This is a genomic window from Rhodococcus sp. F64268 (assembly GCF_023015605.1).
In the GTDB taxonomy this organism is placed as follows: domain Bacteria; phylum Actinomycetota; class Actinomycetes; order Mycobacteriales; family Mycobacteriaceae; genus Rhodococcus.
The window spans coordinates 1-26,060 of sequence record NZ_JALKAI010000005.1 but is presented as its reverse complement, the minus strand read 5'-3'; the positions used below and the strand labels follow the sequence as shown (position 1 = coordinate 26,060).

The 26,060-nt window shown below is 66.2% G+C and carries 22 protein-coding genes; 7 read left to right on the top strand and 15 right to left on the bottom strand.

Features of this window, described 5'->3' with window-relative positions; translation table 11 throughout:
- The first annotated feature begins 37 nt into the window (after positions 1-37).
- The gene (yaaA, locus tag MWU77_RS15030) at positions 38-781 is read left to right on the top strand and encodes a peroxide stress protein YaaA (protein WP_169688709.1); all 744 of its coding nucleotides are present in this window, start codon (positions 38-40) and stop codon (positions 779-781) included.
- 51 nt (positions 782-832) lie between these two features.
- Here yaaA and MWU77_RS15025 read toward each other — a convergent pair whose 3' ends face one another.
- From MWU77_RS15025 to mqo, 3 genes are all read right to left on the bottom strand, one after another.
- Positions 833-2,281: an MFS transporter gene (locus tag MWU77_RS15025; protein ID WP_247274204.1), complete on the bottom strand. Its 1,449-nt coding sequence runs from the start codon at positions 2,279-2,281 to the stop codon at positions 833-835.
- 22 nt (positions 2,282-2,303) lie between these two features.
- Positions 2,304-3,536: a uroporphyrinogen-III C-methyltransferase gene (gene cobA / locus MWU77_RS15020; protein ID WP_247274150.1), complete on the bottom strand. Its 1,233-nt coding sequence runs from the start codon at positions 3,534-3,536 to the stop codon at positions 2,304-2,306.
- Between the two features lie 90 nt (positions 3,537-3,626).
- The gene (gene mqo / locus MWU77_RS15015) at positions 3,627-5,150 is read right to left on the bottom strand and encodes a malate dehydrogenase (quinone) (protein ID WP_169688707.1); all 1,524 of its coding nucleotides are present in this window, start codon (positions 5,148-5,150) and stop codon (positions 3,627-3,629) included.
- Positions 5,151-5,365: 215 nt separating this feature from the next.
- On the opposite strand from mqo, the gene MWU77_RS15010 reads away from it, so the two are divergent.
- Both MWU77_RS15010 and mtr read left to right on the top strand, forming a co-directional pair.
- The gene (locus MWU77_RS15010; protein ID WP_169688706.1) at positions 5,366-6,421 is read left to right on the top strand and encodes an alpha/beta hydrolase; all 1,056 of its coding nucleotides are present in this window, start codon (positions 5,366-5,368) and stop codon (positions 6,419-6,421) included.
- Positions 6,418-7,791 carry a mycothione reductase gene (gene mtr / locus MWU77_RS15005; RefSeq protein ID WP_247274149.1) on the top strand — a complete coding sequence of 458 codons (1,374 nt, stop codon included), beginning with the start codon at positions 6,418-6,420 and terminating at the stop codon, positions 7,789-7,791. Before MWU77_RS15010 ends, mtr begins: the two co-directional genes overlap by 4 nt.
- Positions 7,792-7,866: 75 nt before the next feature.
- On the opposite strand, the gene MWU77_RS15000 is transcribed toward mtr, so the two are convergent.
- The 3 genes from MWU77_RS15000 to MWU77_RS14990 form a co-directional block, all read right to left on the bottom strand.
- Entirely contained in the window at positions 7,867-8,433 is a 567-nt protein-coding gene (locus MWU77_RS15000) for an alpha/beta fold hydrolase (RefSeq protein WP_206040023.1), read from the bottom strand.
- 180 nt (positions 8,434-8,613) lie between these two features.
- The gene (gene map, locus MWU77_RS14995) at positions 8,614-9,471 is read right to left on the bottom strand and encodes a type I methionyl aminopeptidase (protein WP_169688704.1); all 858 of its coding nucleotides are present in this window, start codon (positions 9,469-9,471) and stop codon (positions 8,614-8,616) included.
- 87 nt (positions 9,472-9,558) lie between these two features.
- A complete protein-coding gene (locus MWU77_RS14990; protein WP_169688703.1) occupies positions 9,559-11,184 on the bottom strand; it encodes an AMP-binding protein in 1,626 nt (541 codons plus the stop codon).
- A gap of 113 nt (positions 11,185-11,297) precedes the next feature.
- On the opposite strand from MWU77_RS14990, the gene MWU77_RS14985 reads away from it, so the two are divergent.
- A complete protein-coding gene (locus MWU77_RS14985) occupies positions 11,298-12,152 on the top strand; it encodes a LuxR C-terminal-related transcriptional regulator (RefSeq protein ID WP_247274148.1) in 855 nt (284 codons plus the stop codon).
- Positions 12,153-12,170: 18 nt separating this feature from the next.
- Here MWU77_RS14985 and MWU77_RS14980 read toward each other — a convergent pair whose 3' ends face one another.
- The 5 genes from MWU77_RS14980 to dxr form a co-directional block, all read right to left on the bottom strand.
- A complete protein-coding gene (locus tag MWU77_RS14980; RefSeq protein ID WP_374229885.1) occupies positions 12,171-13,937 on the bottom strand; it encodes a penicillin-binding transpeptidase domain-containing protein in 1,767 nt (588 codons plus the stop codon).
- Positions 13,938-14,054: 117 nt separating this feature from the next.
- Positions 14,055-14,891, bottom strand: coding sequence for a GNAT family N-acetyltransferase (locus MWU77_RS14975; RefSeq protein WP_169688700.1), 837 nt, complete (start codon positions 14,889-14,891; stop codon positions 14,055-14,057).
- Positions 14,892-15,014: 123 nt separating this feature from the next.
- Positions 15,015-16,166, bottom strand: coding sequence for a flavodoxin-dependent (E)-4-hydroxy-3-methylbut-2-enyl-diphosphate synthase (ispG, locus tag MWU77_RS14970; RefSeq protein ID WP_169688699.1), 1,152 nt, complete (start codon positions 16,164-16,166; stop codon positions 15,015-15,017).
- Positions 16,167-16,211: 45 nt separating this feature from the next.
- A complete protein-coding gene (locus tag MWU77_RS14965; RefSeq protein WP_247274147.1) occupies positions 16,212-17,429 on the bottom strand; it encodes an RIP metalloprotease in 1,218 nt (405 codons plus the stop codon).
- Between the two features lie 15 nt (positions 17,430-17,444).
- Positions 17,445-18,599, bottom strand: coding sequence for a 1-deoxy-D-xylulose-5-phosphate reductoisomerase (gene dxr, locus MWU77_RS14960; protein WP_247274146.1), 1,155 nt, complete (start codon positions 18,597-18,599; stop codon positions 17,445-17,447).
- A 154-nt stretch (positions 18,600-18,753) separates the two neighbouring features.
- Here dxr and MWU77_RS14955 point away from each other — a divergent pair, with 154 nt between their 5' ends.
- Positions 18,754-18,999: a DUF2631 domain-containing protein gene (locus tag MWU77_RS14955; protein ID WP_247274145.1), complete on the top strand. Its 246-nt coding sequence runs from the start codon at positions 18,754-18,756 to the stop codon at positions 18,997-18,999.
- 113 nt (positions 19,000-19,112) lie between these two features.
- On the opposite strand, the gene MWU77_RS14950 is transcribed toward MWU77_RS14955, so the two are convergent.
- From MWU77_RS14950 to MWU77_RS14940, 3 genes are read right to left on the bottom strand one after another with little or no spacing between them, the layout of a single operon-like run.
- Entirely contained in the window at positions 19,113-19,880 is a 768-nt protein-coding gene (locus MWU77_RS14950; RefSeq protein WP_169688695.1) for an enoyl-CoA hydratase/isomerase family protein, read from the bottom strand.
- A 1-nt stretch (position 19,881) separates the two neighbouring features.
- Positions 19,882-21,150: an acetyl-CoA hydrolase/transferase family protein gene (locus tag MWU77_RS14945; protein ID WP_247274144.1), complete on the bottom strand. Its 1,269-nt coding sequence runs from the start codon at positions 21,148-21,150 to the stop codon at positions 19,882-19,884.
- Positions 21,147-22,325, bottom strand: coding sequence for a CaiB/BaiF CoA-transferase family protein (locus MWU77_RS14940; RefSeq protein WP_247274143.1), 1,179 nt, complete (start codon positions 22,323-22,325; stop codon positions 21,147-21,149). The genes MWU77_RS14945 and MWU77_RS14940 overlap by 4 nt, the downstream gene beginning before the upstream one ends.
- Before the next feature lie 106 nt (positions 22,326-22,431).
- On the opposite strand from MWU77_RS14940, the gene MWU77_RS14935 reads away from it, so the two are divergent.
- Both MWU77_RS14935 and MWU77_RS14930 read left to right on the top strand, forming a co-directional pair.
- Positions 22,432-23,943, top strand: a complete 1,512-nt coding sequence (locus MWU77_RS14935; protein ID WP_247274142.1) for a class I adenylate-forming enzyme family protein — start codon at positions 22,432-22,434, stop codon at positions 23,941-23,943.
- Between the two features lie 91 nt (positions 23,944-24,034).
- The gene (locus tag MWU77_RS14930) at positions 24,035-24,811 is read left to right on the top strand and encodes an SDR family NAD(P)-dependent oxidoreductase (protein ID WP_247274141.1); all 777 of its coding nucleotides are present in this window, start codon (positions 24,035-24,037) and stop codon (positions 24,809-24,811) included.
- A gap of 15 nt (positions 24,812-24,826) precedes the next feature.
- Here the strand turns inward: MWU77_RS14930 and MWU77_RS14925 are convergent, their stop codons facing one another.
- The gene (locus MWU77_RS14925; protein WP_169688692.1) at positions 24,827-25,822 is read right to left on the bottom strand and encodes an ABC transporter ATP-binding protein; all 996 of its coding nucleotides are present in this window, start codon (positions 25,820-25,822) and stop codon (positions 24,827-24,829) included.
- Positions 25,823-26,060 lie beyond the last annotated feature (238 nt).

The following is a 26,060-nucleotide window of genomic DNA, read 5'->3' as shown; positions in this document are numbered from 1 at the left end:
CGCGACCCGATCGACCCGATCGGTACGGTTGTCGTTTGTGCTGGTACTTCTCCCCCCGTCCGAGACGAAGTCCGAGGGCGGCGACGGCGCCCCACTCGATCTCGGGGACCTGTCGATGCCGCAACTGACCGAGACACGCGAACTCCTCGTCAATGCCCTCGTCGACCTCGCAGCGGATCCGGAGGCGTCGGCCCGTGCCCTCGGATTGGGTGCCACCCAGTTCGACGAGGTCGAGCGGAACGCAAAACTGTGGGTCTCCCCGACCACGCCCGCGCTCTTCCGCTACACGGGAGTGTTGTTCGACGCACTCGACGCCGGTGCCTTCACAAGGGCACAGCGTGACAAGGCCTATCGGCGACTGGGCATCGGATCCGCGCTCTTCGGGGCGATCCGTGCGGCCGACCCGGTGCCCGCCTACCGACTGTCGGGGGGATCGAAACTGCCCGGTTTCGGGACACTCGCGGCACTGTGGCGACCGGAGTTGTCCGACACACTCGTGGCGGAGGCGGACGGCGATCTCATGGTCGATCTGCGATCGGGCGTCTATCAGCAGCTCGGTCCGATACCCGGTGCCGTGACCGCCACGGTGCTCACCGAGCAACCCGACGGCACCCGCAAAGTGGTCAGCCACTTCAACAAGCATCACAAGGGTCTGCTTGCGAGAGCATTGGTGCTCACACGCGCCGAGCCGACGGACATCAAAGGCGTGGCACGGGTCGCGTCGAAGGCAGGGTTGCGGGTCGAGGTCGCGTCGCCGACCGAATTGATCGTCTTGACCTGACGCGCAGCGACCCCGCTCCTGAAGGGGCAGGGTCGCGTATGTGCCGAGACCTCAGATCGTCTGGGCTGTCTTCTCGGCTTCCTGTGCCTGTGCGACCTGTTCAGGAGTGAACCGGATGAACAGCGCCGCGATACCCGCTATGACCGCGCACACCGCGCAGCCGAAGAGAGCGAACAGGTAGCCCTCTCCTTGGGCCGCGAGCTGCGCGTCCGTCATAGCGGTGACCGGGCCGGATGTGCCGCCGAGCGACAACGCCCTGGACGTCGCGAGCGAACCGATGATGCCGAGCCCCACGGGACCACCAAGCGTCTGGGCGACCTGCGCGATCGCCGACAGTGGCCCGATCTCGTGCGAGCCCACACCGGCGATCGCGCACAACGGCAGCGGCACCGAAGAAAGTCCGACACCGAACCCGACGACGAGCACGAGGATGAACAGGGTCGGAAAGTACGCGACGTCCTGACTCATCCCCGACCCGTACACCAGGCTCACAGCCACGATGGCCGTGCCCGTGACGACCAGCCAGCGCGGCTGGATCCGCGCAACCAGTTTCGACGCCACCGCAGCAGCCCCACCGAGCCCGAAGGCGAATGGAACGAACGCGAGGCCGGCCTGAAGCGGGGTGTAGCCGAGCACGTCCTGCACGAACAGGGCAACGAATGCGGCAAGACTGAACATCACCGCGCCCGCGAAGAAAATCGATACGAACACCGCAACACGGTCCTTGTTGCGGAACAACACGAACGGCAGAAGCGGATTCTCGGCGCGACGCTCGACCAGCAGGAATGCTCCGAGCAGCACGACACCGGCAACGAGTGCGCCGATCACCGCGTAACTGCCCCACCCCAAACTGGGCCCCTCGGTCAAGGCGAACACCAGCCCTGTGCATCCCAGCGTCGCGAGAATCGCCCCGGGTACGTCGAGGGCGAGCCGCTCACCCGCGGTCTCCCGGAGCGAGATCACCGCGAGCACCACGATGAGCACACCGATCGGCACGTTGATCAGGAAGATCCATCGCCACGACACCTGGGTGAGCGCGCCGCCGAGGATCAGACCCGCGATGGATCCGACACCTGTCATCGCCGCGAACACCGCTATCGCCCGGTTGCGCGCGGGGCCCGCCGCGAATGTCGTCGCCACCAGTGCGAGCGCGGTGGGTGATGCGACGGCTGCGCCCACACCCTGCAGGGCTCGCGAGCCGATGAGCATCACGTCGTTGCTCGCGATGCCGCACAACAGCGAAGCGAGTGTGAAGATCGAGACGCCGGCGATGAACATCTTCTTGCGACCGTAACTGTCGCCGAGGCGCCCGCCGAGCAGCATCAGGCCACCGAAGGCCAATGCGTACGCGGTGAGGACCCAGTTGCGACCGGAGTCGGACATTCCGAATTCGGACTGCAACGGTGCGAGCGCGAGGTTCGCGACGGTGCCGTCGAGCACCACCATGAGCTGGAGTCCGCTCAGGACGAGCATCGCGATGGCGACCGCGCGGGTGGTCATCTGTTTCGACGTGTCGGTCACGTCACGCACCTTCCGTCGTGAATCCGGCAACCGGGCCGATCACGATGATCGCGGGCGGGCGGATGTCCTCCTCGTCGACGCGTGCAGCGACTGTCGCGAGGTCGGCGCGGAGAACTCGCTGGCTGCGCAAAGTTCCTTCCTGCACGACGGCCACTGGAGTGTCGGAGGGACGTCCCCCGGCCATGAGAGCGTCGGCGAACTGCCCGATGCGCGCGACAGCCATCAGCAGCACGAGGGTTCCCCGAAGTTTCGCGAGCGCATCCCAATCGGTCAGCGAATCCGGATGGCCGGGTGCGACATGACCGCTGACCACCACGAACTCGTGTGTCACGCCGCGATGGGTGACCGGGATACCGGCCGCTGACGGCACCGAAATCGCGCTGGTGATGCCCGGCACGACCGTTACCGGCACGCCCGCCTCTGCGCACGCTTCGAGCTCCTCGAAGCCGCGACCGAACACATACGGATCGCCGCCCTTGAGCCGCACCACGAACTTCCCGGCCTTCGCGCGGTCGACGAGGATGTCGTTGATGGCCTGCTGCGCCATCGCCCGTCCGTAGGGCAGCTTCGCGGCGTCGATCACCTCGACGTGCGGGGCGAGTTCGGCGAGGAGCGGCTGCGGTGCCAGATGGTCGGCGACGACGACATCGGCCTGCGCGAGCAGTCGGCGGCCGCGGACGGTGATCAGATCCGGATCGCCTGGGCCGCCTCCGACGAGCGCCACACCGACCGGTTTGTCACCGGGGTCGGAGATCCCGAGGACTCCCGAACCCGCAAGTGCATCGAGAATCGAGGTGCGCACGGAGGCGGAACGCCGGTGATCGCCTCCCGCCAACACACCGATGGCCAGTCCGTCGTGCTGTGCCGTTGCCGGCGTCACTGCACTTCCCGCGCGCGCATTGTCGGCGCGAACACAGAACACCCTGCGTCGTTCGGCTTCCTCGACGATCGCGGCGTTGGTGCCGGGTTCGTCAGTGCACGCCATTGCGTACCATGCGCCGTCGAGGTCACCGTCGACATAGTCACGGAGTTCGAGGGTGATCCGGCCCTTTGCCGCGAAGCTCTCGATCACCGGCGTCGCGGCACGCGCCACCACGTGGATGTCCGCACCCGACGAGGCGAGCAACCCGAGTCTGCGCTGGGCGACGGAACCACCTCCCACCACGACGACGCGGCGTCCGGACAGATTCAGGCCGACGAGATAATTCGTCTCGTCGGCGTTCTCGGTTGGCACTCGGTGGTCCCCACTTTCCGGTCCGGTGTGAACACAGGCCGGTCCGCTCCCCACTGGGTGCGGACCGGCCTGTGACGATGTATGCGAGGGTCAGACAGCAGCTTCGACCGGAGCGGTCGGCACCGGGTCGGATGCAACGTCGAGTTCGAGAGACCTGGTGCTCCAGTCCCACATCTGCTCGAACAGGGCCGGGTTGTCGGACAGCTTGACGCCCAGCGAGGGCACCATTTCCTTCAGCTTCGACTGCCAGCCCGCCCACTGCTGCGGGAAGCACCGCTCGAGTACATCGAGCATCGCAGGGACGGCGGTGGACGCTCCGGGCGACGCACCGAGAAGGCCCGCGATGGTCCCGTCGGCTGCGTTGACCACTGCGGTACCGAATTCGAGTACCCCACCCGCACCCTTACGGCGGATGACCTGCACCCGCTGACCGGCGACGATGAGCTCCCAGTCCTCGAGGCGGGCTTCCGGGGCGAACTCGGACAGTGTCACGATGCGGTCGGCGGGCGACTGACTGAGCTCGCTGACGAGGTATTTGACGAGACCGAGCTCCGTCATGCCCACACCGAGCATCGACATGAGGTTGTTGGGCTTGACCGACTTGGGCAGATCCATCACGCCGCCCTGCTTGAGGAACTTCGGTGACCAACCGGCGTACGGACCGAAGAGCAGGCCCTGCTCACCGTTGATCACTCGGGTGTCGAGGTGGGGCACCGACATGGGGGGCGCGCCGACAGCGGCCTTGCCGTAGACCTTGGCGCTGTGCCGAGCGATGACGTCGGGGTTGGTGCAACGCAGGAAGGCCCCCGACACCGGGAATCCGCCGAAGCCCTTGGCTTCGGCAATGCCCGACTTCTGAAGCAGGTGCAGCGCTCCGCCGCCCGCACCGACGAACACGAACTTTGCGTGAACCTTGCGGGTGTCACCGGTCCGGCGATTGCGAACCTTGACGATCCAGCTGCCGTCGGACTGCTTGGAGAGGTTGGTGACCTCGTGGCCGAAGAACACGGTGCCACCGGACGCAGCCACGCTGTTGACGAGCTGCTTGGTGAGCGCACCGAAGTCGACGTCGGTGCCGGTCTCGGTCCAGTTCAGTGCGACCGGGTCGGAGAAGTCGCGGCCCTCGGCCATGAGCGGCAGGCGCTCGGAGAACCATTCGGGGCTCTCGGAGTACTCCATACCGGCGAAGAGCGGGTGTCCGGCGAGAGCGTCGTAGCGGGCGCGCAGGTACTTCACGTTGTCGGCGCCGTGGACGAAGCTGACATGCGGAATCGGGTTGATGAAGTTCTTCGGGTCCGACAGGATTCCCTTGTCGATCGCGTAAGCCCAGAACTGGCGCGAAACCTGGAACTGCTCGTTGACGTTGATCGCTTTGGTGATGTCGACCGAGCCGTCGGGCTTGGCAGGGGTGTAGTTCAGCTCACACAGGGCGGAGTGCCCGGTACCGGCGTTGTTCCACGGGTCGCTGCTCTCCGCGGCGGCGGCGTCGAGCCGCTCGAATGCCGTGATGGACCACTCCGGCTGCAGCTGACGGAGCAGCGCTCCGAGGGTCGCGCTCATAATGCCCGCGCCTACGAGCACTACATCGGTCTTCGCCTCTACGTTCTCTGACACTGGGAAATCGACTTCCTTGTCTGTTCGCACGCGCCGCCGCGGTGGTGGTCCGCCCGCGTGAGTGTCCCGTACACGGACATGGACGCTCTCGTATACCGAGATCACCACGATCGTGCCGACTGCGACGAACAGGTTACCCGGATGTTGACCGGCGTTTCACTTCACCCAATTGTGTACCCACTTCCGCCTACCTCGGTCACCAATACAGTGTGATAGTGACAACTTGGCAGCCCGACATTCTCGGCGATGGATACCAGCAGCTCAGTTTACCTCTGGGCACCGACCCGGACGGGGAAGGCCAGATCAGTGCGACAGTCGTTCGGTACCAGCCGGACGACTTCGATCTTCCCGATCGTGCGGTTCTCTACGTCCACGGTTTCACCGACTACTTCTTCCAACAGCACCTGGCCGAGCACTTCGCCGCACGGGGCTATCGATTCTACGCCCTGGACCTGCGAAAATGCGGTCGTTCGCGCGGTCATGGGCACACTCCCCACTTCGTCACCGATCTGAGGTTCTACGACTCCGAACTCGATCAGGCCCTGCGTCTCGTGCGCGAGGAGACCGGTGGTGACGACACGACCGGGAATGTACTGCTCGCCGCCCACTCCACCGGCGGTCTCGTGCTGCCGCTGTGGCTCGACCGTCTCGAGCGGCGTCCCGGCGGGGCTCACGGGGCCGGAGTGATGGGTCTGATTCTCAACAGTCCGTGGTTCGACCTGCAGGGACCGTCCTACCTGCGCAATATCGGCACAGCAGCGGTCGATCTCATCGGCCGGCTCCGGCCCAAAGACGCGATACCCGGGCCGAAGCTCGACACCTACGGGGCGAGCCTCCAGCAGGGCGGCTGGACCTATGACCTCGATTGGAAGCCGCTGGCCGGGTTTCCGATCAGGTTCGGATGGATCCGCGCAATCCGACACGGGCATGCGCAGCTGCACCATGGCCTCGATATCGGGGTGCCCTCGCTCGTCCTGCGTTCGGGTAGGAGTGGTTCGGCACCGAAGTACGACCCGGCGATCGACACCGTCGACGCAGTGCTCGACGTCCGGCAGATCGCCCGGTGGGCGGGGTGCCTCGGCAACCGCACGACGATCGTGCCCATCGACGGCGCTCGCCACGATGTGTTCCTTTCCACACCCGGACCCCTTGGTGAGGCGTTCCGGGAATTGGACTTGTGGCTGGAATGGTTGGACGGTCACAGGACCGGCGACGAGACCGGCGCCCGGGCAGACGGCGCCCGGCAACGAACCACGGGAGAGCATGCGTGACCCACTACGACCTCGCGATCATCGGCACCGGATCGGGTAACTCGCTCATCGACGGACGCTACGACGACAAGCGCGTCGCGCTCCTCGAAGAGGGCACCTTCGGCGGTACCTGTCTCAACGTCGGGTGCATCCCGACCAAGATGTACGTCTACGCCGCCGAGGTTGCACGGACTGTGCGCACCGCGGGCAAGTACGGCATCGATGCCTCGATCGACGGGGTGCGGTGGAACGACATCGTCGATCGAGTGTTCGGGCGCATCGATCCGATCGCTGCGGGCGGCGAGCGCTACCGCCGTGAGGACTGCGACAACGTCACCGTGTACGACGGGCATGCCCGGTTCACCGGTGAACGCACCATCGACACGGGAACCGGCGAGACCATCACGGCCGACCAGGTGGTCGTGGCCGCGGGCTCACGGGCGGCGGTCCCCCACAGCGTTCTCGACAGCGGCGTGCGTTACTACACGAGCGACAACATCATGCGTCTGTCGAAGCTCCCCGAGTCGTTGGTGATTCTCGGTACCGGATTCATTGCCATGGAGTTTGCACATGTGTTCTCGGCACTCGGCACCCGAGTGTCGGTGATCGCGCGCAGCGGCGCACTACTTCGTCATCTCGACACCGAGGTATCCGAGCGCTTCACGTCGCTGGCCCGCGAGAAATGGGACGTGCATCTGACCGCTCCTGCACGCCGGTTCCGGCCCGTCGGCGACGGAGTCGAGGTGGAACTCGGAGACGGCACCGTGGTGTCCGGGGACGCACTGTTGGTAGCGACCGGCCGCGAGCCCAATGGGGACCTGCTCGATGTAGCGAAGGCAGGGATCGAGCTGGACGACGAGGGCCGCATCGTCGTCGACGAGTTCCAGCGCACCACCGCGCGCGGTGTGTTCGCTCTCGGAGACGTGTCGTCGTCGTACCAGCTCAAGCATGTCGCAAACCACGAAGCCCGGGTGGTGCAGCACAACCTCCTCCACGACGCGTGGAGCGACGACACATCCGGACTGCGACGCGCCGATCACCGCTTCGTGCCGGCGGCGGTCTTCACCGATCCGCAGATCGCGACCGTCGGACTGACCGAGGAACAGGCCCGTTCCGAGGGATACGACATCTCGGTCAAGGTCCAGAACTACGGGGATGTCGCGTACGGCTGGGCGATGGAGGACACCGAAGGCTTCTGCAAGCTGATCGCCGATCGGTCCACCGGACTGCTGCTCGGGGCGCACATCATCGGGGCGCAGGCGTCGACCGTGATCCAGCCGCTGATCCAGGCGATGAGCTTCGGGCTGAAAGCACAGGAAATGGCCTCCGGCCAGTACTGGATCCATCCGGCGCTGCCCGAGCTCGTCGAGAACGCCCTCCTCGGTCTCTGATCGGCTCGGTCTCCGACCGGTCCGGCGAACGCCACCTCTCGGTTCTTCGGAACCCGGGAGGTGGCGTCGTTTCGTCTACCAGCTTCCGGTGCGCAGCGCGATCGCCGACGCGAAGTCTGCCGGTGCGTGCGCCGGGATGTTCTCGACACCGTCGAGTTCGACAACGCGAAACTCGCCGGTGACGTAACGCATCGAGCCCTCCGCCTCCGCCCGCCGCGCGGCGCTCCCGATCACGATGGTCGTCGGGACCTCCGCGGCCGGTGCCGACTCATCTCGCACGGTGCCGTCGGCGGCTGCGACAGCCGGGTGCCCGCGTTCGGCGACGACGAGACTCGCGAACCGGCCGAACCGGCCTGCCGCGACCGCCCACGCGAGTTCGGCGCCGGCACCGCTGCCCACCAGATGCACCCACGGCAGAGTCAGGTCGTCGAGGATCGCGAACACGTCGGCCGGGCCGAGACCGGTGATGTCGTCGACGACGATCGTACGAAGATCCGAGTTGTGCAGACGCTCGCATACGACGTCGTACACCTGTGCAGACTCTCCCGCGTCGGGAAGCAACAGCACTGTATGCCGACTGTCGGGCCCCCCGACATACACCCGAACGCTCCCCCCTGGGGCGCTCACCGTCCTGGTTTCCATGCGCGCAAACGCTACACGCCGGAGCATCCCGCATCCGGCATCGCACCCGCCCGACTCGTTTCCTGATCGACTGCACGTGTGCGGAACAGTCCGACCGATCTCACCTCGATCTCACATCGACCGACGGGGCCGAACCTTCACTGCGGGATTCGCAAGCTCGATTCGCGACGGCCGCTCCACTCAGGGCAGTGTGAGGATCTCGCTACCGGTCTCGGTGACGACGAGCGTGTGCTCGAACTGGGCGCTCCACTTGCGGTCCTTGGTGACCACGGTCCAGCCGTCGTCCCAGATCTCGTAGTCCGGGGTGCCGAGGTTGATCATCGGCTCGATCGTGAACACCATGCCCGGCTCGATGATCGTGTCGATGTCGGGGCGATCGTAGTGCAGGATCACCAACCCGTTGTGGAATGTCTCTCCGATGCCGTGGCCGGTGAAGTCGCGCACCACGCCGTATCCGAACCGGTTGGCGTACGACTCGATCACCCGGCCGATGACGTTGAGCGCCCGGCCAGGCTTGACCGCCTTGATCGCGCGCATCGTCGCCTCACGCGTGCGCTCGACGAGCAGTCGCGCCTCCTCGGACACGTCTCCCGCGAGGAAGGTGGCGTTGGTGTCGCCATGCACACCGTGGATGTAGGCGGTCACGTCGATGTTGACGATGTCGCCGTCCTCGATCACGGTGGTGTCCGGAATTCCGTGGCAGATCACCTCGTTGAGCGACACGCAGACCGACTTCGAGAACCCTCGGTAACCCAGGTCGGACGGGTAGGAGCCGTGATCGCACATGAATTCGTGTGCGATGCGATCGATCTCATCGGTCGTCACGCCGGGGGCGACCGCCTTGCCTGCCTCGACGAGCGCCTGCGCCGCGATCTTCGATGCAACGCGCATCTTCTCGATCGTCTCCGGAGTCTGCACCCACGGCTCGTTGCCTTCGTTCGCCGTGGGCTTCCAGACGTACTCAGGGCGCTCGATGGACTTGGGGACCTCGCGGATGGGGGTCGGGGTTCCTGGGACGAGCGGGGCACGGGTAGACATGCGTTCCAGGTTAGTCGCCCCCGACCCCGCCACGGGCTCGCGCCCCGCACACCCTCGCTCGCCGGTCCACGAACCGTCTCTCGCCGATCACGATTTACTTCCCTGCCGCAAGAGGAACCGCTGTACCTTGCCGCTCGGAGTCTTGGGCAGGTGAGGGACGAAATGGACAACTCGCGGATAGGCGTGTGCCGCGAATTTCGTCTTCACGAGCCGCTGCAGGTCCGCTTCGAGTGCATCGTCGCCGTCGACACCGTCACGAAGCACCACGAAGGCCTCGAGCACCTCACCGCGCAACTCGTCGGGTAGTCCGACGACCGCCGCCTCGACGACGTCCGGATGCATCACGAGCACGGATTCGACGTCGAACGGTCCGATGCGGTAGCCGGCCATGATGATGACGTCGTCGTCGCGCGAGGAGAAGAAGTAGAAGCCGTTCTCGTCGATCTTTCCGGCATCGCCGGTCAGGTACCAGCGCCCATCATCGGTGAATCGAGTCGCAGTCTTCTCCGGTGCATCGACGTAACCGGTGAACCACACCAGGGGGCTCTTCTCGACGTCGATCGCAACCCGGCCGAGCTCGCCGGGTGCGGCGATATCGTCGTTGTCGTCGCGCAACACCGCGCAGGTCCATCCCGGCAACGGCTTTCCCATCGAACGCTCCGGCACATCTTCGCGGAGCCCGTCGGCCCACGCGTCGACGACGAACATGCCGTGCTCGGTCTGACCGTACTGATCGCGCACCACCACGCCGAGTTCCTCACGCGACCAGGCGAGCACGTCGGGAGTGAGCGGTTCCCCCGCCGACGATGCCCGGCGCAGGCGGATCCTGGTATGCGGTGCCGAGTCGGCTCGCAACGATCGATACACAGTCGGTGCTGCCGCGAAGTTGGTGACGCCGAAGGTGTCGAGTACCTGCCAGGTCAGGGCCGGGGAGAATCCGGCGTGCAGCAGCAGGCTCCGCCGACCCGCAGCCAAGGGCCCGAGGAGTGCGTAGTACAGCCCGTACGCCCAACCCGGATCGGCCGCGTTCCAGAACACGTCGTCCTCACGGACGTCGAGACCGAATTCGAGGTAGGCGTGGAACGATGCCAGGGCCTTGACCGGCACCGGCACGCCTTTGGGAGTGCCGGTGGTGCCCGATGTGAAGAGCTGGACGAGGCCCCCCTCGCCACCCACCGCCACCGCCTCACCTCGCGGATCGTGTGCGGAATGGGATTCGACGAGCTCGGCGAAGTCCAGACCGACACCGTCCCCGTCACCGGCGACGATCACCTGCCACGGGGCATCGTGAGGGATGTCGTCGCCGGGAGCGAGCTTGCCCATCTGATCACCGTCCGCGACGACGACCTTCGCGCCGCTCGCGCCGAGCCGGAAGGCGATGGCGGGCGGTGCGAACGCCGTGAACAGCGGTACGTGCACGGCACCGCGACGCCAGATGCCGAGCAACGCAACCACGAGGTCCGCGGACTTTCCCATCAAGGTGGCGACATGATCGCCCGGTTCCACACCGAGATCAGCAAGCGCCGCCGCGAATCGCGCCGACCGCTCGGACAGGTCGCCGTAGGTCAAGTCGACCGATGCGAGATCGGCGTCGATCACCGTGAACGCCACCGCATCGGCCGGGTGGTCGTCGCACAACAAGCGGGCAGCGGTGGCGTCGGCTGTGGCGTATCGGTCCAGAAGTTCCTGCACACGGGCTGCTGTGTCGGCCATCGGTCCGTCCTCTCGTCGCGCATCGGCATAGGGCCCGGGCCCACTCGACCCTGACACATTTATGATTCCTGTCACAGAACCCTCCCGATACCCCCGGAAAGGGGTGGCCGACAGTGTCCACTGCTTCCTCCCTGCTTCGTCCCCGAGACGGCGACGCGCTACGGAGCGAACTGCGCCGAACTGCCTCGCAGGCACAGGTCCCCGTTGTCTTCGCCGGCGAGGTGAAGAACGGCCACCTGCACCTGAGCGAGTTTCTCGGCACGCGGACGAACGGTCTGTCGGGGGTCGTCGTACCGCCGCGCGCAGGACTCGGTGGCCGTGCACTCGACGAGGCACGTCCGGTAACCGTCGCCGATTACGCAAGCGCCTCGTCGATCACCCATCATTTCGACCGTCCGGTGCTCAGTGAGGGGTTGCGCTCGATCCTGGCGGTACCGGTGGTGGTCGGCGGCGCTGCCCGGGCCGTGTTGTACGGCGCGGTGCGCGAGCGAAGCCGCTTCGGCGATCGCGTCGTGAGCGCCTTCGTCCACGCCGCGACCAGGCTTGCGAGCGAGATCACCGTGCGCGACGAAGTGGATCGGCGGGTCGCGATGCTCGGCTACCTCTGCTCCGACACGAAGAAACCCATCGCGGGTACCGAGGTGCGGGAGATCCACGCCGAATTGCGCGCGCTGGCGCGGAATGTCGACGACGCCGGACTCCAGCAGCAACTCAGGGGCCTGTCCGATCGTCTCGCGTCGGCGCTCGTCGGCAAGTCGTCGTCGGACACCGTGGTCACGCTGTCTGCGCGTGAGACGGATGTCCTGTCGTATGTGGCGTTGGGCTGCACCAACGCCGAGATCGCCCGGCGCTTGGCGGTGGGATCCGAGACCGTCAAGAGTTACCTGCGTAGCGCCATGAACAAACTGGATGTGAATTCCCGCCACGAGGCAGTAATCGTCGCGAGAAAACTGGGTCTGCTGCCCTGACGGTGTTGCGGGTGCGAATCACGCCCCGTCCTCCCGATACTCGGGTGGCAGTGCAGCAAACATGTCGCGGGTGACGCCCACCGCGTTGTCCGAGCTTCCTCCCCGAACCACGAGCGTCGCGAAGGCGAGGTCGCCCCGATATCCGACGAACCACGAGTGCGACCCACCCTCGACCTCGGCTTCGCCCGTCTTGCCGTAGACGTCGCCCTGATCACGGATCCGATCGGCGGTACCACTGGTGATGACCAGTCGCATCATGCCCCGCAGTCCGTCGACCACCTCGGGTGAGATCGGTGGCGCCTCGCCTTCCACCGCGGTGTCCCGACCCTCGATGAGATACGGGATCGGGGTCCGCCCACTCGCAACCGTCGCCGCAGCGAGTGCCATCCCGAACGGGCTGACGACCACCTTGCCCTGCCCGAAACCGTCCTCGGTCCGCTCGACGAGATCTTCTGCGGGAGGTACGGATCCCGAGTCGGTCGGCATGCCCACCACGTCGTGGCCGACGCCGATGCCGAACTGCGCCGCGGCGACAGTGAGTGCATCGGGCTGCATCTCGGACGCGAGCTTGGCGAATGTGGTGTTGCACGAGCGCGCGAATGCAGTGGCCATCGAGACCGTGCCGAGCGCGAATTCGTTGTAGTTGGGAACGCTCCGCTCGCCGATCGTGATGCGGCCGGGGCACGGCACCATCGATTCCGGGGTCGCGAGTCCGCTCGCGATCGCAGCGCCCGATGTGATGATCTTGAATGTGGATCCGGGTGGATACTGACCCATGAGCGCAACCGGACCGTCCTTGTCGGCCGCCTTGTTCTGCGCAACCGCGAGCACGGCTCCCGTCGATGCCTCGAGGACGACCATCATCGCCTGCTCGGTACGACCGTCCACCGCAGCCTGGGCAGCCACCTGGATCGGGCGGTCGAGACTGATCGAGAACGACGGCACCGGCTGCGGCGCAGTCTCCGTGAGGACACCGGTTTCGACGCCGTACTGGTTGACGAGCACCACGCTCCAGCCGGCAGTGCCGTCGACCTGGTCGATGACGGTCTTCTTGACCTGACCGATCAGGTCGGGCGCGAAGGTCCGATCGGTCGTGACCATGTCTGCCTGCTCGGTGACGACAACACCGGGAATGGCCGCGAGCGCGTCGGCGACGAGCTCGTAGTCATCTTCGCGAAGACGCACGACCGCACGCGGTCCGTCGGCTGCCGTGACCGACTCGGCGATCGACTGGGCAGTCAAGGACTGGTCGAACCGAGAGATCGCCGCCGACAGCGAGCGCGCCGCAGCCGGAATATCGGGGCTCCGGGACCCGTCGAACGCGATGCCGTACACGATGCCCGGCACGAGCACGTCGCTTCCTGCGTGCTCATTGACCCGCGCCCGGGGTGCAGGATCACTCCTGAGGTACATCGTCTGACGATCACCGAGCTGCGGGTGCACGACGGATTTCGACCAGCGCACCACCCAGTCCTCGCCGCTGCGACCCATGTGCAGCTGTCCGGTGTACTGCCACACTCGTTCCTTGGGAAGGCGCCATTCGTAGCTGTAGTCGACCACGGCAGAGTCACCGTCGAGCCGGGCTCCCGTAGTGGTTGCCGTGAGCGACTCCGCCTGCAGTCCGTCCCAGACCTCGACGAGCGAGCTCTCGGCATCGTCCGGTCGGTCGGTGCGGGTGGCCGCCGCCGCGAAATCCTGCTCGGCAAAGGCGTTCAAGAACAGTTGGGCCGCCGGTTCCGGGCCCGCGGCGCGCGGGGTACAGGCTGCGACGAGCCCGAGGAGCATCAGCAGCGCCGTGACGGCGGCCGCGGATCTCCCCGCGGCACGGCACGACGGAGCGGATCGAGGTCTCATCGCCGCCATCGTAAGGGCTCAGGAGCCGAATTCGGCTCAGGCGCCACCTCAGTCCAGGAGGACCGTGGACAATGTCGCAACCTGGCGGAACCCCGCACGCGCGTAAGCGGCTCGCGCCCTGACGTTGAAACTGTTGACGTACAGGCTCGGGAGACGACCGCTCGCGGTGACCGCAACAGCCACCGCGGCGGTGCCTGCGGTACCGAGGCCTTGCCCGCGCATCTCCGGCTCCACCCACACACCCTGGATCTGCCCCACGGCCGACGACACCGACCCGACCTCTGCCTTGAACACGACACGGCCGCCTTCGAATCGCGCCCACGCGCGTCCGGCGGCAATGAGACTCGCGACACGACGCCGGTAGCTTGCTCCCCCGTCGCCTGCCCGCGGATCGACGCCGACTTCCTCGATGAACATGGAGATCGCCGCGGGCAGATACCGGTCGAGTTCTTCCGGCCGGACTCGCCGAACGCGCGAGTCGGGTTGGATGAGGGGTTCGCGGTCGAGCACGAGCAGCGGTTGCTCCGCCCGCACTTCACGCGGCGGTCCCCACGTCGATTCCAACAGCTCCCACATCGGCAGTGCGTACTCAGCGCGCCCCACCACGGAGGAGCACAGCCGTGGTCCGCGGGCGGCCCGCTCGGCGAAGGCGTGGATGTCGTCCGGGTCGCCCAGGAGCGGAATCAGATTTGCGCCGGAGAAACACAACGATTGGTCGGGACCGCCGCGGCTCCATATTTCCCCGCCGAACGAGCGGTGGTCGAGGCCGTACTCCTCGACACGCCCCGCCACCATGCACGACGCCACGGGGTCGCGGGCGAGCACCCGTTGCACCGCGGCCGTGTCGCGGCCTCCCAACGACCGGACACCAAGAAGCTTGAGCACTCGCTCACCACCCGTCGACAAGCCGATACGGAATCAGAGTGCCACGTGTCACGCCGTCGGGGAAATCGTGTCCCGATCCACGGATCCGAGTACGCCACAGACGTCTCGAGCGCCCCATCCGTATCAGGAGATGGACACGGTCGGGGAGCCCGCTCCTGCGCCTTCCATCTCCTCCGCGATACGCATCGCTTCTTCGATGAGCGTTTCGACGATCTGAGCTTCCGGCACGGTCTTGATGACCTTGCCCTTGACGAAGATCTGGCCCTTGCCGTTTCCGGAGGCGACACCGAGGTCGGCTTCGCGGGCTTCGCCGGGACCGTTCACGACGCAACCCATCACCGCGACACGCAACGGGACCTCCATCCCTTCGAGTCCGGCGGTGACTTCGTCCGCGAGCTTGTAGACGTCGACCTGCGCGCGACCGCACGACGGGCACGAAACAATCTCGAGTTTGCGTGGTCTGAGGTTCAGCGACTGCAGGATCTGGCCGCCGACCTTGATCTCTTCGGCGGGCGGGGCGGACAACGACACCCGGATCGTGTCGCCGATACCCTGCGACAGCAACGCACCGAATGCGACGGCCGACTTGATAGTGCCCTGGAATGCCGGGCCCGCCTCGGTGACACCGAGGTGGAGCGGGTAGTCGGACTGGGCGGCGAGTTGCCGGTAGGCCTCGACCATGACGACGGGATCGTTGTGCTTGACGGAGATCTTAATGTCTCCGAAGCCGTGTTCCTCGAACAGACCCGCCTCCCACATCGCCGATTCGACGAGGGCCTCGGGTGTGGCCTTGCCGTACTTGGCCATGATCCGCGGGTCGAGGGACCCCGCGTTGACACCGATGCGGATCGGGATGCCTGCGTCGCCTGCCGCTTTTGCAACCTCCTTGACGCGGCCGTCGAACTCCTTGATGTTGCCCGGGTTGACGCGGACCGCCGCGCACCCGGCATCGATGGCCGCGAAGATGTAGCGGGGCTGGAAGTGAATATCGGCGATGACCGGGATCTGGCTCTTCTTCGCGATCGCGGACAGCGCATCGGCGTCTTCCTGACGCGGGCACGCGACGCGGACCATGTCGCATCCTGCAGCGGTGAGCTCTGCGATCTGCTGCAGGGTTGCGTTGATGTCATGCGTTTTGGTGGTGCACATCGACTGCACCGAGATGGGATGGTCGCTTCCGACACCCACACCGCCGACCATGAGCTGCCGGGTCTTACGCCTCGGTGCGAGGACGGCTGGAATCTCGGGCATGCCCAATCCAACGGGGCTGGTCACAGTTCGCCTTCTTTCGTAGCTACTGCGCGATTCTACCGGCGCAGATCAGAACAGCTGGATGGGGTTGACGATGTCTGCTGTGAGAGTGAGCACCATGAATGCACCGCCGATGACGACAGCGACATAGGTCAACGGGAGCAGTTTCATGTAGTCGACGGGCGCGCCCACCGGCTTGCCGCGCAGACCGCGGACCCAGTTGCGGATCTTCTCGTAGATCGCGACGGCCATGTGCCCACCGTCGAGAGGGAGCAGGGGCACGAGGTTGAACGCGCCGAGGAAGAAGTTCAGCTGCGCGAGCAGCAGCACGAACGACTCCCAGATTCCGCGTTCGGCGAACTGGCCGCCGATGACACTGGCACCGACGACGCTCACGGGAGTGTCGATGGAGCGTTCTCCGCCGGTCACCGCAGTCCACAGGTCTGCGACCTTGCTCGGCAGCGACACCAGCGCCTCGGCGGTGCGCGCGGCAAGGAAACCGGTGAACTCGAAGGTGGCGGGCACCGCCGACAGCGGAGTGTACTCGAGGACCGTCGGCTCGCCCCCGACACCGATCGCGCCGACTTCCTTCGACACGGGTTCTGCGTCCGGGTCGGTACGGTCGATCACCCAGCGCTGAACCGGCTCCACCGTGACCGGAAGGGTGAGGGTCTCGTCGCCGCGTTCGACGGTGAACTCGGCGGTGCCCGTCAGCGCCTGTGTCTCCGTGACCAGATCACCGAAGGTTTCGACCGGGGTGCCGTCGACTGCCACGATCACATCGCCGACCTCGATGCCCGCCTGCTGAGCGGGACCAGTTCCCGAGCACTCGGCAGGCTTGTAGTCCGGTGGCCCGTCCTGGCTCGGCGCGGCACAGTCCAGCGCCCCGACCACAGCGCGGTTGTCGGTATTGGGAAGCCCCCCGGTGACGGCGAGCCCGTAGATGAGCACGATGCCGAGCAGGAAGTTCATCGCGATACCGCCGGACATGACGACCAGGCGTTTCCAGGTCTTCTGCTTGTACATCGCGCGGTCGTACTCGTCGGGCTCGAGTTCGTCGAGCGCGGTCATCCCGGCGATGTCACAGAAGCCACCGGCGGGAATGGCCTTGAGGCCGTACTCGGTCTCCCCGCGCCGGAAGGAGAACACACGGGGTCCGAAGCCGATGTAGTAGCGGCGGACCTTCATCCCGAGTTTCTGCGCGGTCCACATGTGACCGGCCTCGTGCAAGGCGATGGAGACGGCGATGCCGAGGGCGAAGAGCACGACGCCCAATACGAACAGCATGTGTGGCCGATCCTCCTACTTGACGAGTGTGCGGGCCCGTTCACGGGCCCAGCTGTCGGCAGCGAGCACATCGTCAACGGTAGCGGGTTCGGCCGACCACTCGTCGGCGTCGCTGAGCACCGCGTCCACAGTACCGACGATTCGCGGGAACGAGAGCGCACCGCCGAGGAATGCCTCGGCTGCCACTTCGTTGGCCGCGTTGTACACCGCAGTCAGGCAACCGCCACCCCGTCCGGCCGCACGCGCGAGTTCGATCGCAGGGAAGACGTCGTTGTCGACGGGTTCGAAGTGCCATGTGGACGCCGTCGCGAAGTCGAGCGCCTGCGCCGCACCGGGCACCCGATCGGGCCATCCGAGGGCGAGCGCGATCGGCAGTTTCATGGACGGAGGGGACGCCTGCGCGAGAGTCGAGCCGTCGACGAAGGTGACCATCGAGTGCACGATCGATTGCGGGTGCACGGTGACGTCGATGCGGTCGTAGTCGATTCCGAACAGCAGGTGGGTCTCGATGAGCTCGAGACCCTTGTTGACGAGCGATGCCGAGTTGAGCGTGTTCATCGGTCCCATCGACCAGGTCGGGTGCGCCCCCGCCTGGTCGGGCGTCACGGAGTCGAGCTGCGCGGCCGTCCATCCGCGGAACGGTCCGCCCGATGCGGTGAGCACCAGCCGCGCGACCTCGTCGCCGGTCCCGCCCCGCAGGCACTGCGCGAGCGCGGAATGTTCGGAGTCCACGGGGACGATCTGCCCGGGTGCTGCCGCCGCGGTCACCAATCCCCCACCCGCGACCAGCGACTCCTTGTTGGCCAATGCCAGCCGGGCACCGGTCGCGAGGGCCGCAAGGGTCGGCTCGAGGCCGAGCGAACCGACCAATGCGTTGAGGACGACGTCAGCCTCGGTTTCCTGCACGAGCCGGGTGACTGAGTCGGATCCACTCCGAACAGGGAGGTCGAGCCGGGATGCCGCGGCGGGATCGGCGACCGCGACGTCCGTGACACCGGTCGCGCGGATCTGTTCCTGCAGCAGATCGATGTTCCCGCCCCCGGCCGCGAGGCCGACGACCTCGAACTTGTCGGGATTCGCGGCGATCACCTCGAGCGCCTGGGTTCCGATGGAGCCGGTGCTGCCCAGGAGCAGCACCCGCGTGCGGTCAGAGTTCTCTGTGTCGGCCACCCACACATTGTTGCTGATGCACCGAGTGTTCCGCCCCGCGGTGACGGACCGGGACGAATCCGACGCGCGGAGTGCAGCCCCCGCTTCATACGACGGGCGGTCGTATGTCACGATTAGCGGCAACACCAGAATCTGGCGAGCAGGAGGAACAACGGTGGCCGGTACCGAGTTGCAGTCCACTCATGTCGACACGGCCGAGGTGCCGTCGGCCGAGTGGGGATGGAGCGGTGAAGCTCCGCGGCTGTTCCGCGCCCTGGGCTGGATCTTCGCAGTGTTCCTGCTGCTGATGATGATCGGCAACCACAGCGGCTGGGTCGAGAACCTTTACCTGATCGGCTTCGCAGCCGCGATCGTCTTCATCCTGGTTCGCGACATCGTCAGGCGCCGCAAGCCGCGGTAGACCGGCGGGGCCCGTCCGAGAAGGACGCACACACGAACACCCGAGGTGCACACGTGCACCTCGGGTGTTGTTGTCACCGGGACGGTTCTCCCGTCAGCAACCCGACCTGATTGTCAGTGCCCCGACCACTCGGGTGCACGCCGCTCCGCGAACGCCCTCGGTCCTTCCTGGGCGTCGTCGCTGTTGTAGCAGTACTCGGACGCGTGCCGCGCGGCCTGCAGCGCAGCCGTTCGGCCCATCTCCGTCGCGAGCATCACGGTCTCCCGCGCCGCCTTGACGGACAACGGTGCTCCGGCGAGGATCTCGCGGGCGAGTTCGAGTGCGGTGTCGAGCAGTGCGGACGGTTCCGCGATCCGGTTGACGAGCCCGATTTCGTAGGCGCGCTGCGCCGTGATGGGCTTGCCGGTGAGCAGGATTTCCATCATGATCCGCTGCGGGATCATGTGGATCAGGGGCGACGCCCACGGCGAGCTCCTCCCTACCTTCACCTCGGTCACCGCGAATGTGGCGGTCGTGCTCGCGACGGCCAGGTCGCAGGACTGGGCGATGAGCCAACCGCCGGCGAACGCGGCACCGTTGACTGCCGCGATGGTCGGTTTGGTCAGCTCGACGTTGTCGTACGGCACGGGAATCAGATCGCGGGGCGGCACCCGCATCCCGGTCTGCACCATCTCCTTGAGATCGCCGCCGGCACAGAACGCCCTGTCGCCCGCCCCGGTGAGGATCCCGACGCGCAGCGCGGGGTCGGATTCGAACCGTTCCCACGCGGCGTACAGGCCCTCGCGGACATCCTTGGCGAGGCAGTTCCGCGCCTCGGGACGGTTGAGTGTGATGATCGCGATACCGTCGTTGCGGGCATCGAACAGTACGGCGTCGTTCATCTCAGAATCCTCGCTGCTCGATCGTGTGGGCGTCACGCGCCAGGTCTTCTCTGAAGTCGGGGTGGGCGACGGAGATCAGTCGCCGGGCCCGCTCGGCGAGCGAGCGGCCTCGAAGATCCGCCGCGCCGAACTCGGTGACGATCACGTCGACATCGCTGCGGGCGGTGGTGACCGGCCCCGACAGCGCCGTGGTGATACGGCTGATCGTGCCGCCCTTCGCGGTAGCCGGCAACGCGATGATGGCGTGGCCACCCGGCGACCGGGAACCCGCGCGCACGAAATCGACCTGGCCTCCCGTCCCACCGAGATAGGCAGCACCGCTCTGCTCCGCGTTGACCTGCCCGGTCAGATCCACTTCCATCGCCGAGTTGATGGTGACGAGCCGCTCCAACTGCGCGAGCACGGCCGCGTCGTGTGTATACGAGGTAGGGCACATTCTGATCTGCGGGTTGTCGTGCGCAAAATCGTAGAGGCGCCGGGTGCCGATGAGCGCTCCGGTGATGGACACCCCCTGGTCGATTCGCTTGCGCGCGTTGGTCACCGCACCCGCTTCGACGAGATCGACGAGGCCGTCCCCGAGCATGCCCGAATGGACGCCGAGGTCCCTGCGGTCTGCCAGCAGTCGCAGCAGCGCGTCGGGGACCGCGCCGACTCCCATCTGGATGACGGAGCCGTCGCCGATGTAGTCGGCGGCATGTCGCGCGATGGCCGCGTCGACGTCGCTGATCCGGGCCGGTGGCACCTCGACCGGCGGGCGCGAAGTGTGCACGGCGTAGTCGATCCTCGACGCGGGCAGCATCAGGCCCTGTGTGAACGGCACCTGGTCGTTGACTTCCGCGACCACGACACGAGCCTTGCCCACCGCTGCCTGCACGTAGTCGCTGATGAGTCCGTAGCTGTGATTCCCGTCGGCATCGGCTTCGCTCACCTGGACGAAGGCCACGTCGCATCCCAGGATGCCGGCCTCGATCATCGGCCCGACCTGGCTGACGTGACACGGAATGACGTCGAGGCAATGTGCCTTCGTCATCGACCGCAATGCGCCGATCGCGCCCATACTCGACAGCCTGAAGCTGCCTGCTGTCTCCGGGGAGAAGATCCCGGAGAAGCTGGTCGCGACGAACGCCGTGAGGTCGCCGATATCGTTGCCCTGGGCGACCAGGGCTTCGATGAGGGTCGTGGGTTCGCCGCATGCCTGCCCGATGACGATGTGGTCGCCGGGGCGCAGGAACTCGCGGAGGTCGATGTCCGGTGTGGCCAGGACGTTCATGCGTCGCGCTCGGCATTCGCATTCGGCACCGAGGCGGGAGCACAAAGGTCGTCGACGATCTCGTCGGTATGTGCACCGAGCCTGGGCGCGGGTCCCGAGATGCGGCCGGGTGTGCGCGAGAACCAGGCCGGGGGCCCGGGGAATCTAACTGTGCCGTAGGGCGATTCGACCTCCTCGAAAAAGCCGACTTCCTCGAGATGCGGGTTCTCGAACAGCTCGTCGAGTGTTCGGACGGGCGCCGCCGGAATGTCATGGGAGCGCAGCAGATCGAGCCATTCCTGTGTCGTGCGTTCGAGGAAGGTGTCGCCGAGCAGCCGGTAGACCTCGTCGATGCGTTCGGCTCGCTGGGCAAGCGTCGCGAAATGTTCTCCGGCCCAGGATGGTTTCACAGCGTCGACGAACGCGCTCCACTGCTTGTCGTTGTAGACGAGCGCTGCGATCCGACCGTCCTTGGTGCGGTATGGCTTCCGGTTGGGCGCCACCACTCGGGGATACACTGCGGGACCCAATGGCGGCGTGAACATCGCCCCGTTGCCGTGTTCGACGAGCATGAAGGCCGCCATGGTCTCGAACATGGCGACCTCGACCTCTTGACCCTCCCCTGCCCGTTCACGGTGGAACAGCGCCATCATGGTGGCGTACAGGGCGGTCAGTCCGGCCACTTTGTCCGCAATGATGGTTCCGACGTAGCCGGATTCGCCGGTCAGCTGCTCCTGCACGGACGGCAGCCCGCATTCCGCCTGGATGGTGTCGTCGTATGCGGTGAGATTCGAGTCGGGGCCGCCGCGTCCGTACCCGTAGCAATTCGTGTACACGATCGACGGGTTCAGGGCCGTCACCTCGTCGTATCCGAATCCGAGGTGCGCGATCGCGGTAGCGCGCATCGAGTGGATGAACACGTCGGCATCGGCGATGAGTTCGCGCAGGGCCGCTGCACCCTCGTCGGATCGAAGATCGAGGACGACGCTGCGCTTGCCCCGGTTGACATTGACGAACACGCCACCCATTCCCGGCTCCGGCCCGACCGAAATGTATCGAGTGTTGTCGCCGGCCGGCGGTTCGATCTTGACGACGTCCGCTCCCATGTCGGCCATGATCTGGGTGCAGTACGGACCCATCACCATCGCCGTGAGATCGACGACACGCACTCCGGACAGGGGACCTGGGTGTTTCATCGGCGAAACCTCGCTGCGTCGGGTCGGAAGTCCCGGATGCGCATCCGTCCGGGTGGGCGCCAAACTATCAGATGAATCTTTACAAGGATAGTGGTATGACTGGTGGGTGGACGAAAACACCGCCATCCCGGGAACGATCGACAGAGTCCTCGACGCCGCGCTCGCGGAGCGCCCGAATGCGCCCGCCGTCGACGCCGCCTCAGGAACCTGGTCGTACTCGGACCTCGACGACCAGGCCCGTCGGGCCGCCGGCGCCCTGTGGTCACTCGGGGTGCGCCCCGGAGACCGGGTCGCGGCGTGCCTGCCCAACGATCTGGACATCGTCGCAGCCTTCCACGGCACCCAACGAATCGGAGCCGTGTGGGCCGGCATCGGCGAAGCCCTACCCGCCGCCGAACAGCAGTACCTCTACGACCTCAGCACACCGACAGTTGTCCTCGCCGGTGAACACTGCAAGCTCAGCACTCCCGGCCGAATAGATCCGGACAGGTGGGCCGAACTGCTCGCACGCGGGGGCGAGACACCCGCACTCGACCTCGACATCGATGCACCCGCCGGAATCGCCTTCACGAGCGGCACGTCCGGAAAGCCCAAGGCAGTGGTCCACAGCCAGCGCAATCTCCTGCTTCCGGGCGCGGTTCTCGTCGCCACCCGTGGGTACGGCCCGGATCTGCGTAAGGGCGACAGCTTCCCCTTCACGATCCTCAACCTCATGGTGCTGTCCACTCTGCTCACCGCGCAGGCCGGCGGATGCGCCGTCGTCATGAACCGGCGAGATCTCGAGGGCGTCGCCGAATGGATCGCCACACGTGAGGTGACCGTGTGGAACGGAGCCCCCGCTCAGATCTATGATCTCGCCGCGCGCCCCGACCTCGACCTCGGCTCCCTGCAAGAGGTTTGGAGCGGCGGCAGCGACACGCCGGATGAATTGCGCCGTGCATTCGCCGACGCACATCATCTCGAACCCCGCGTCACCTACGGCCTGACCGAGGCACCTACCGTCGTGTCGATCGATCCCGTGGGTGTCGAGGGGCAGCCGCGCTCGAGCGGAACTGTCCTACCGCATCTCGACGTGGCAGCCTACGATGACGCGGGACAGCGCCTCGCTCCGGGTGAGCTGGGTGAACTGCAACTGACCGCGGCGAACAACGGTCCGTGGGCGCGCGTGTGGACACCCATGCTCGGATACCTGGAGAACGGCGTCATCAGCCCACCGGAACCGGGCCCCGTTGCCACCGGCGATATCGGAACGGTCGACGAGCACGGCCGGCTGACGGTGCTGGACCGCAAGAAGCTCGTCATCATCCGGGGCAGCGCCAACGTGTACCCGCTCGAGGTCGAGCGGGTCATCGGCACCCACCCGGACGTCACCAAGGTCGCCGTGTATCCGATCCCCGACGATCGACTCGGACAGCGGGTCGCCGCGGTGATCGAAAGCCCGGTCGAGGAACCCGATTTCGAGGCACTCACCGAACTGTGCAGTCGGGAACTCTCACCGTACAAGGTTCCGGAGGTCTGGACGCGGGTCGATGCGCTACCCGTCAACGCGATGGGCAAGATCCAGCGCGCCGGGCTTCCCGAGTTGATCGACGCGCACCGACGTTCCGGCGTGTCCTGACCGGTCGTTCCGACGCGATCCGACGATCGGCCTGCACCGCCGCCCAACACTGCAAGAATTCGTCTTGCAGTTCGAATCCGAGGAGACCCCTGTGGCACTGAACCCCGACACCGCCGCACGAATGTTCGGTCTCGAGGGCCGGGTTGCGATCGTGACCGGCGCATCGTCGGGTCTCGGCGCGACGGTGGCCGAAACGCTCGCGTCCTTCGGCGCGAGGGTTGCCGTGGTGGCCCGGCGGAAGGATCGGCTCGAGGAGCTCGCCGAGCGGATCGGGGGTGTCGCGGTCGCGTGCGACCTGTCGGATCTCGATCAGGTCGACACCGTCGTACCGGCCGTGGCCGAACTGCTCGGCCCACCGGAGATCCTCGTCAACGGTGCGGGCAGCATGTTCACCGAAGAGCGAGCCGAGGCCGAGCCGCTCGCCGCGATCCGGCGCACCATGGACCTCAACCTGCTCGCCCCGTTCCGACTCGCCCAGGACGTATTCCCGCACATGCGCACCGTCGGGCGAGGCGCGATCATCAACATCTCGTCGATCAGCGGCCGCGTGGGCGTCCCCGGAATCCCCCAGGCTTCCTATGCAGCAAGCAAACTCGGACTGTCCGGCCTCACTTCCGAACTGGCCGTGCAGTGGGCACGGCATTCGATCCGCGTCAACACGGTAGCGCCGGGCTTCTTCCGCAGCGAGATCACAGGCCCCCTCTACGAGAGCGAACGCGCGACCGAGTACCTGCGCCACAACACCCCGCTCCCGAAAGAGGGCACCCCCGACGACATCGTAGGCGCCGTCGTATGGCTGGCCGGCGACTCGGGAAGCTATGTCACGGGCCAGACCATCGTTGTCGACGGTGGCTGGACAGCGCGATAGCCGAGCCGGGGCTCCTCACTCCACTCCGACGGGGAAGTGGCATGCAGCGAAATGTCCCGGTCGCAGCTCACGGATCTCCGGTTCCTCGGCCGCACACCGCTCCTGCGCAGCCGGGCACCTGGTGCGGAACCGGCATCCGCTCGGTGGATTCGACGGCGACGGTAGGTCGCCGCTCAGGACGGCCGACGGCAACTGCGCGTCGGGATCCGGATCGGGGATCGAGTCGATCAGCGCACGAGTGTAGGGGTGCACAGGTGCGGTGAACAGGTCGTCGGAACCGGCGACCTCACAGACCTTTCCGAGGTACATGACGACCACGCGGTCACTCACGTTCTTCACCACCGCCAGATCGTGCGCAATGAACACCATGGTGAGTCGGTAACGCTGTTTCATCTCGGCGAGGAGGTTGATGATCTGCGCCTGTACCGAGACATCGAGAGCCGACACAGGTTCGTCGCAGATCACGATCTCCGGGTCCAGGACCATCGCTCGGGCGATCGAGATCCGCTGGCACTGGCCACCGGAAAACTCGTGAGGTCGGCGATCCGGGGCGGTTTCGGGGTCGAGCCCGACCCGTTCGATCATGTCTCTGGTCCGCTTGACGACGTCGGCCTTGCTCACGTCTCCCTGGATCCTCAGCCCCTCCGCGATGATGTCCTTGACCTTGCGCAGCGGGTTCAGTGAGGAGATCGGGTCCTGAAAGATCATCTGCAGTTTCCGCCGGTGTCCGCGCAGTGCGGATGGACGGAGCCCGGCGATGTCCGATCCGTCGACGACCACAGATCCCGACGTGGGCGCAGGTAGCTGCATGATCGCCTTGGCGACACTCGATTTTCCGCATCCGGATTCGCCGACCAGACCGATCGTTTCCCCCCGCTTGGCGTCCAGGCTCACATCAGACACCGCGAAGACCCGCTCACTCCCCCGCCCCGCGTATTCCACCGTGAGGTTCCGGACGCTCAGCACCACGTCGTCATCGGTTCGCAGGTGCGCCACTCCGCTGCCTGCCATCAGTTACTGCCCGCCATCAGTTCACGTCCTTCGAGTCGACGAGTGTGCCCGCCGCGGTGACACCTGCGGCGATGTTTGCTGCACGGGCGCTCTCCCCAGGGCCCCGGAATTGTCGGTTTCATGAGGTCAAGGCCAGCGCGAGCGCCTGATCGGGATGGCGGGCATGGTGCCGCAACCCGGCAGCGATGTTGTCCCATCCAGCCAGGCGCAAAAGACCGACCGCAATGTTGCGGCACGT

What these genes read in the sequence shown, in the direction of transcription:
- MWU77_RS14990 (WP_169688703.1), bottom strand. Translation starts at nt 11,184, where the DNA reads ATGGCCGACACAGCAGCCCGTGTGCAGGAACTTCTGGACCGATACGCC.
- MWU77_RS15000 (WP_206040023.1), bottom strand. Translation starts at nt 8,433, where the DNA reads ATGGAAACCAGGACGGTGAGCGCCCCAGGGGGGAGCGTTCGGGTGTAT.
- MWU77_RS14945 (WP_247274144.1), bottom strand. Translation starts at nt 21,150, where the DNA reads ATGAACGTCCTGGCCACACCGGACATCGACCTCCGCGAGTTCCTGCGC.
- MWU77_RS14950 (WP_169688695.1), bottom strand. Translation starts at nt 19,880, where the DNA reads ATGAACGACGCCGTACTGTTCGATGCCCGCAACGACGGTATCGCGATC.
- MWU77_RS14965 (WP_247274147.1), bottom strand. Translation starts at nt 17,429, where the DNA reads ATGCTGTTCGTATTGGGCGTCGTGCTCTTCGCCCTCGGCATCGCCGTC.
- MWU77_RS14925 (WP_169688692.1), bottom strand. Translation starts at nt 25,822, where the DNA reads ATGGCAGGCAGCGGAGTGGCGCACCTGCGAACCGATGACGACGTGGTG.
- MWU77_RS14980 (WP_374229885.1), bottom strand. Translation starts at nt 13,937, where the DNA reads ATGCTCCTCGGGCTCGTCGCAGCCTGTACCCCGCGCGCCGCGGGCCCG.
- MWU77_RS15025 (WP_247274204.1), bottom strand. Translation starts at nt 2,281, where the DNA reads ATGACCACCCGCGCGGTCGCCATCGCGATGCTCGTCCTGAGCGGACTC.
- map (WP_169688704.1), bottom strand. Translation starts at nt 9,471, where the DNA reads ATGTCTACCCGTGCCCCGCTCGTCCCAGGAACCCCGACCCCCATCCGC.
- MWU77_RS14940 (WP_247274143.1), bottom strand. Translation starts at nt 22,325, where the DNA reads ATGAAACACCCAGGTCCCCTGTCCGGAGTGCGTGTCGTCGATCTCACG.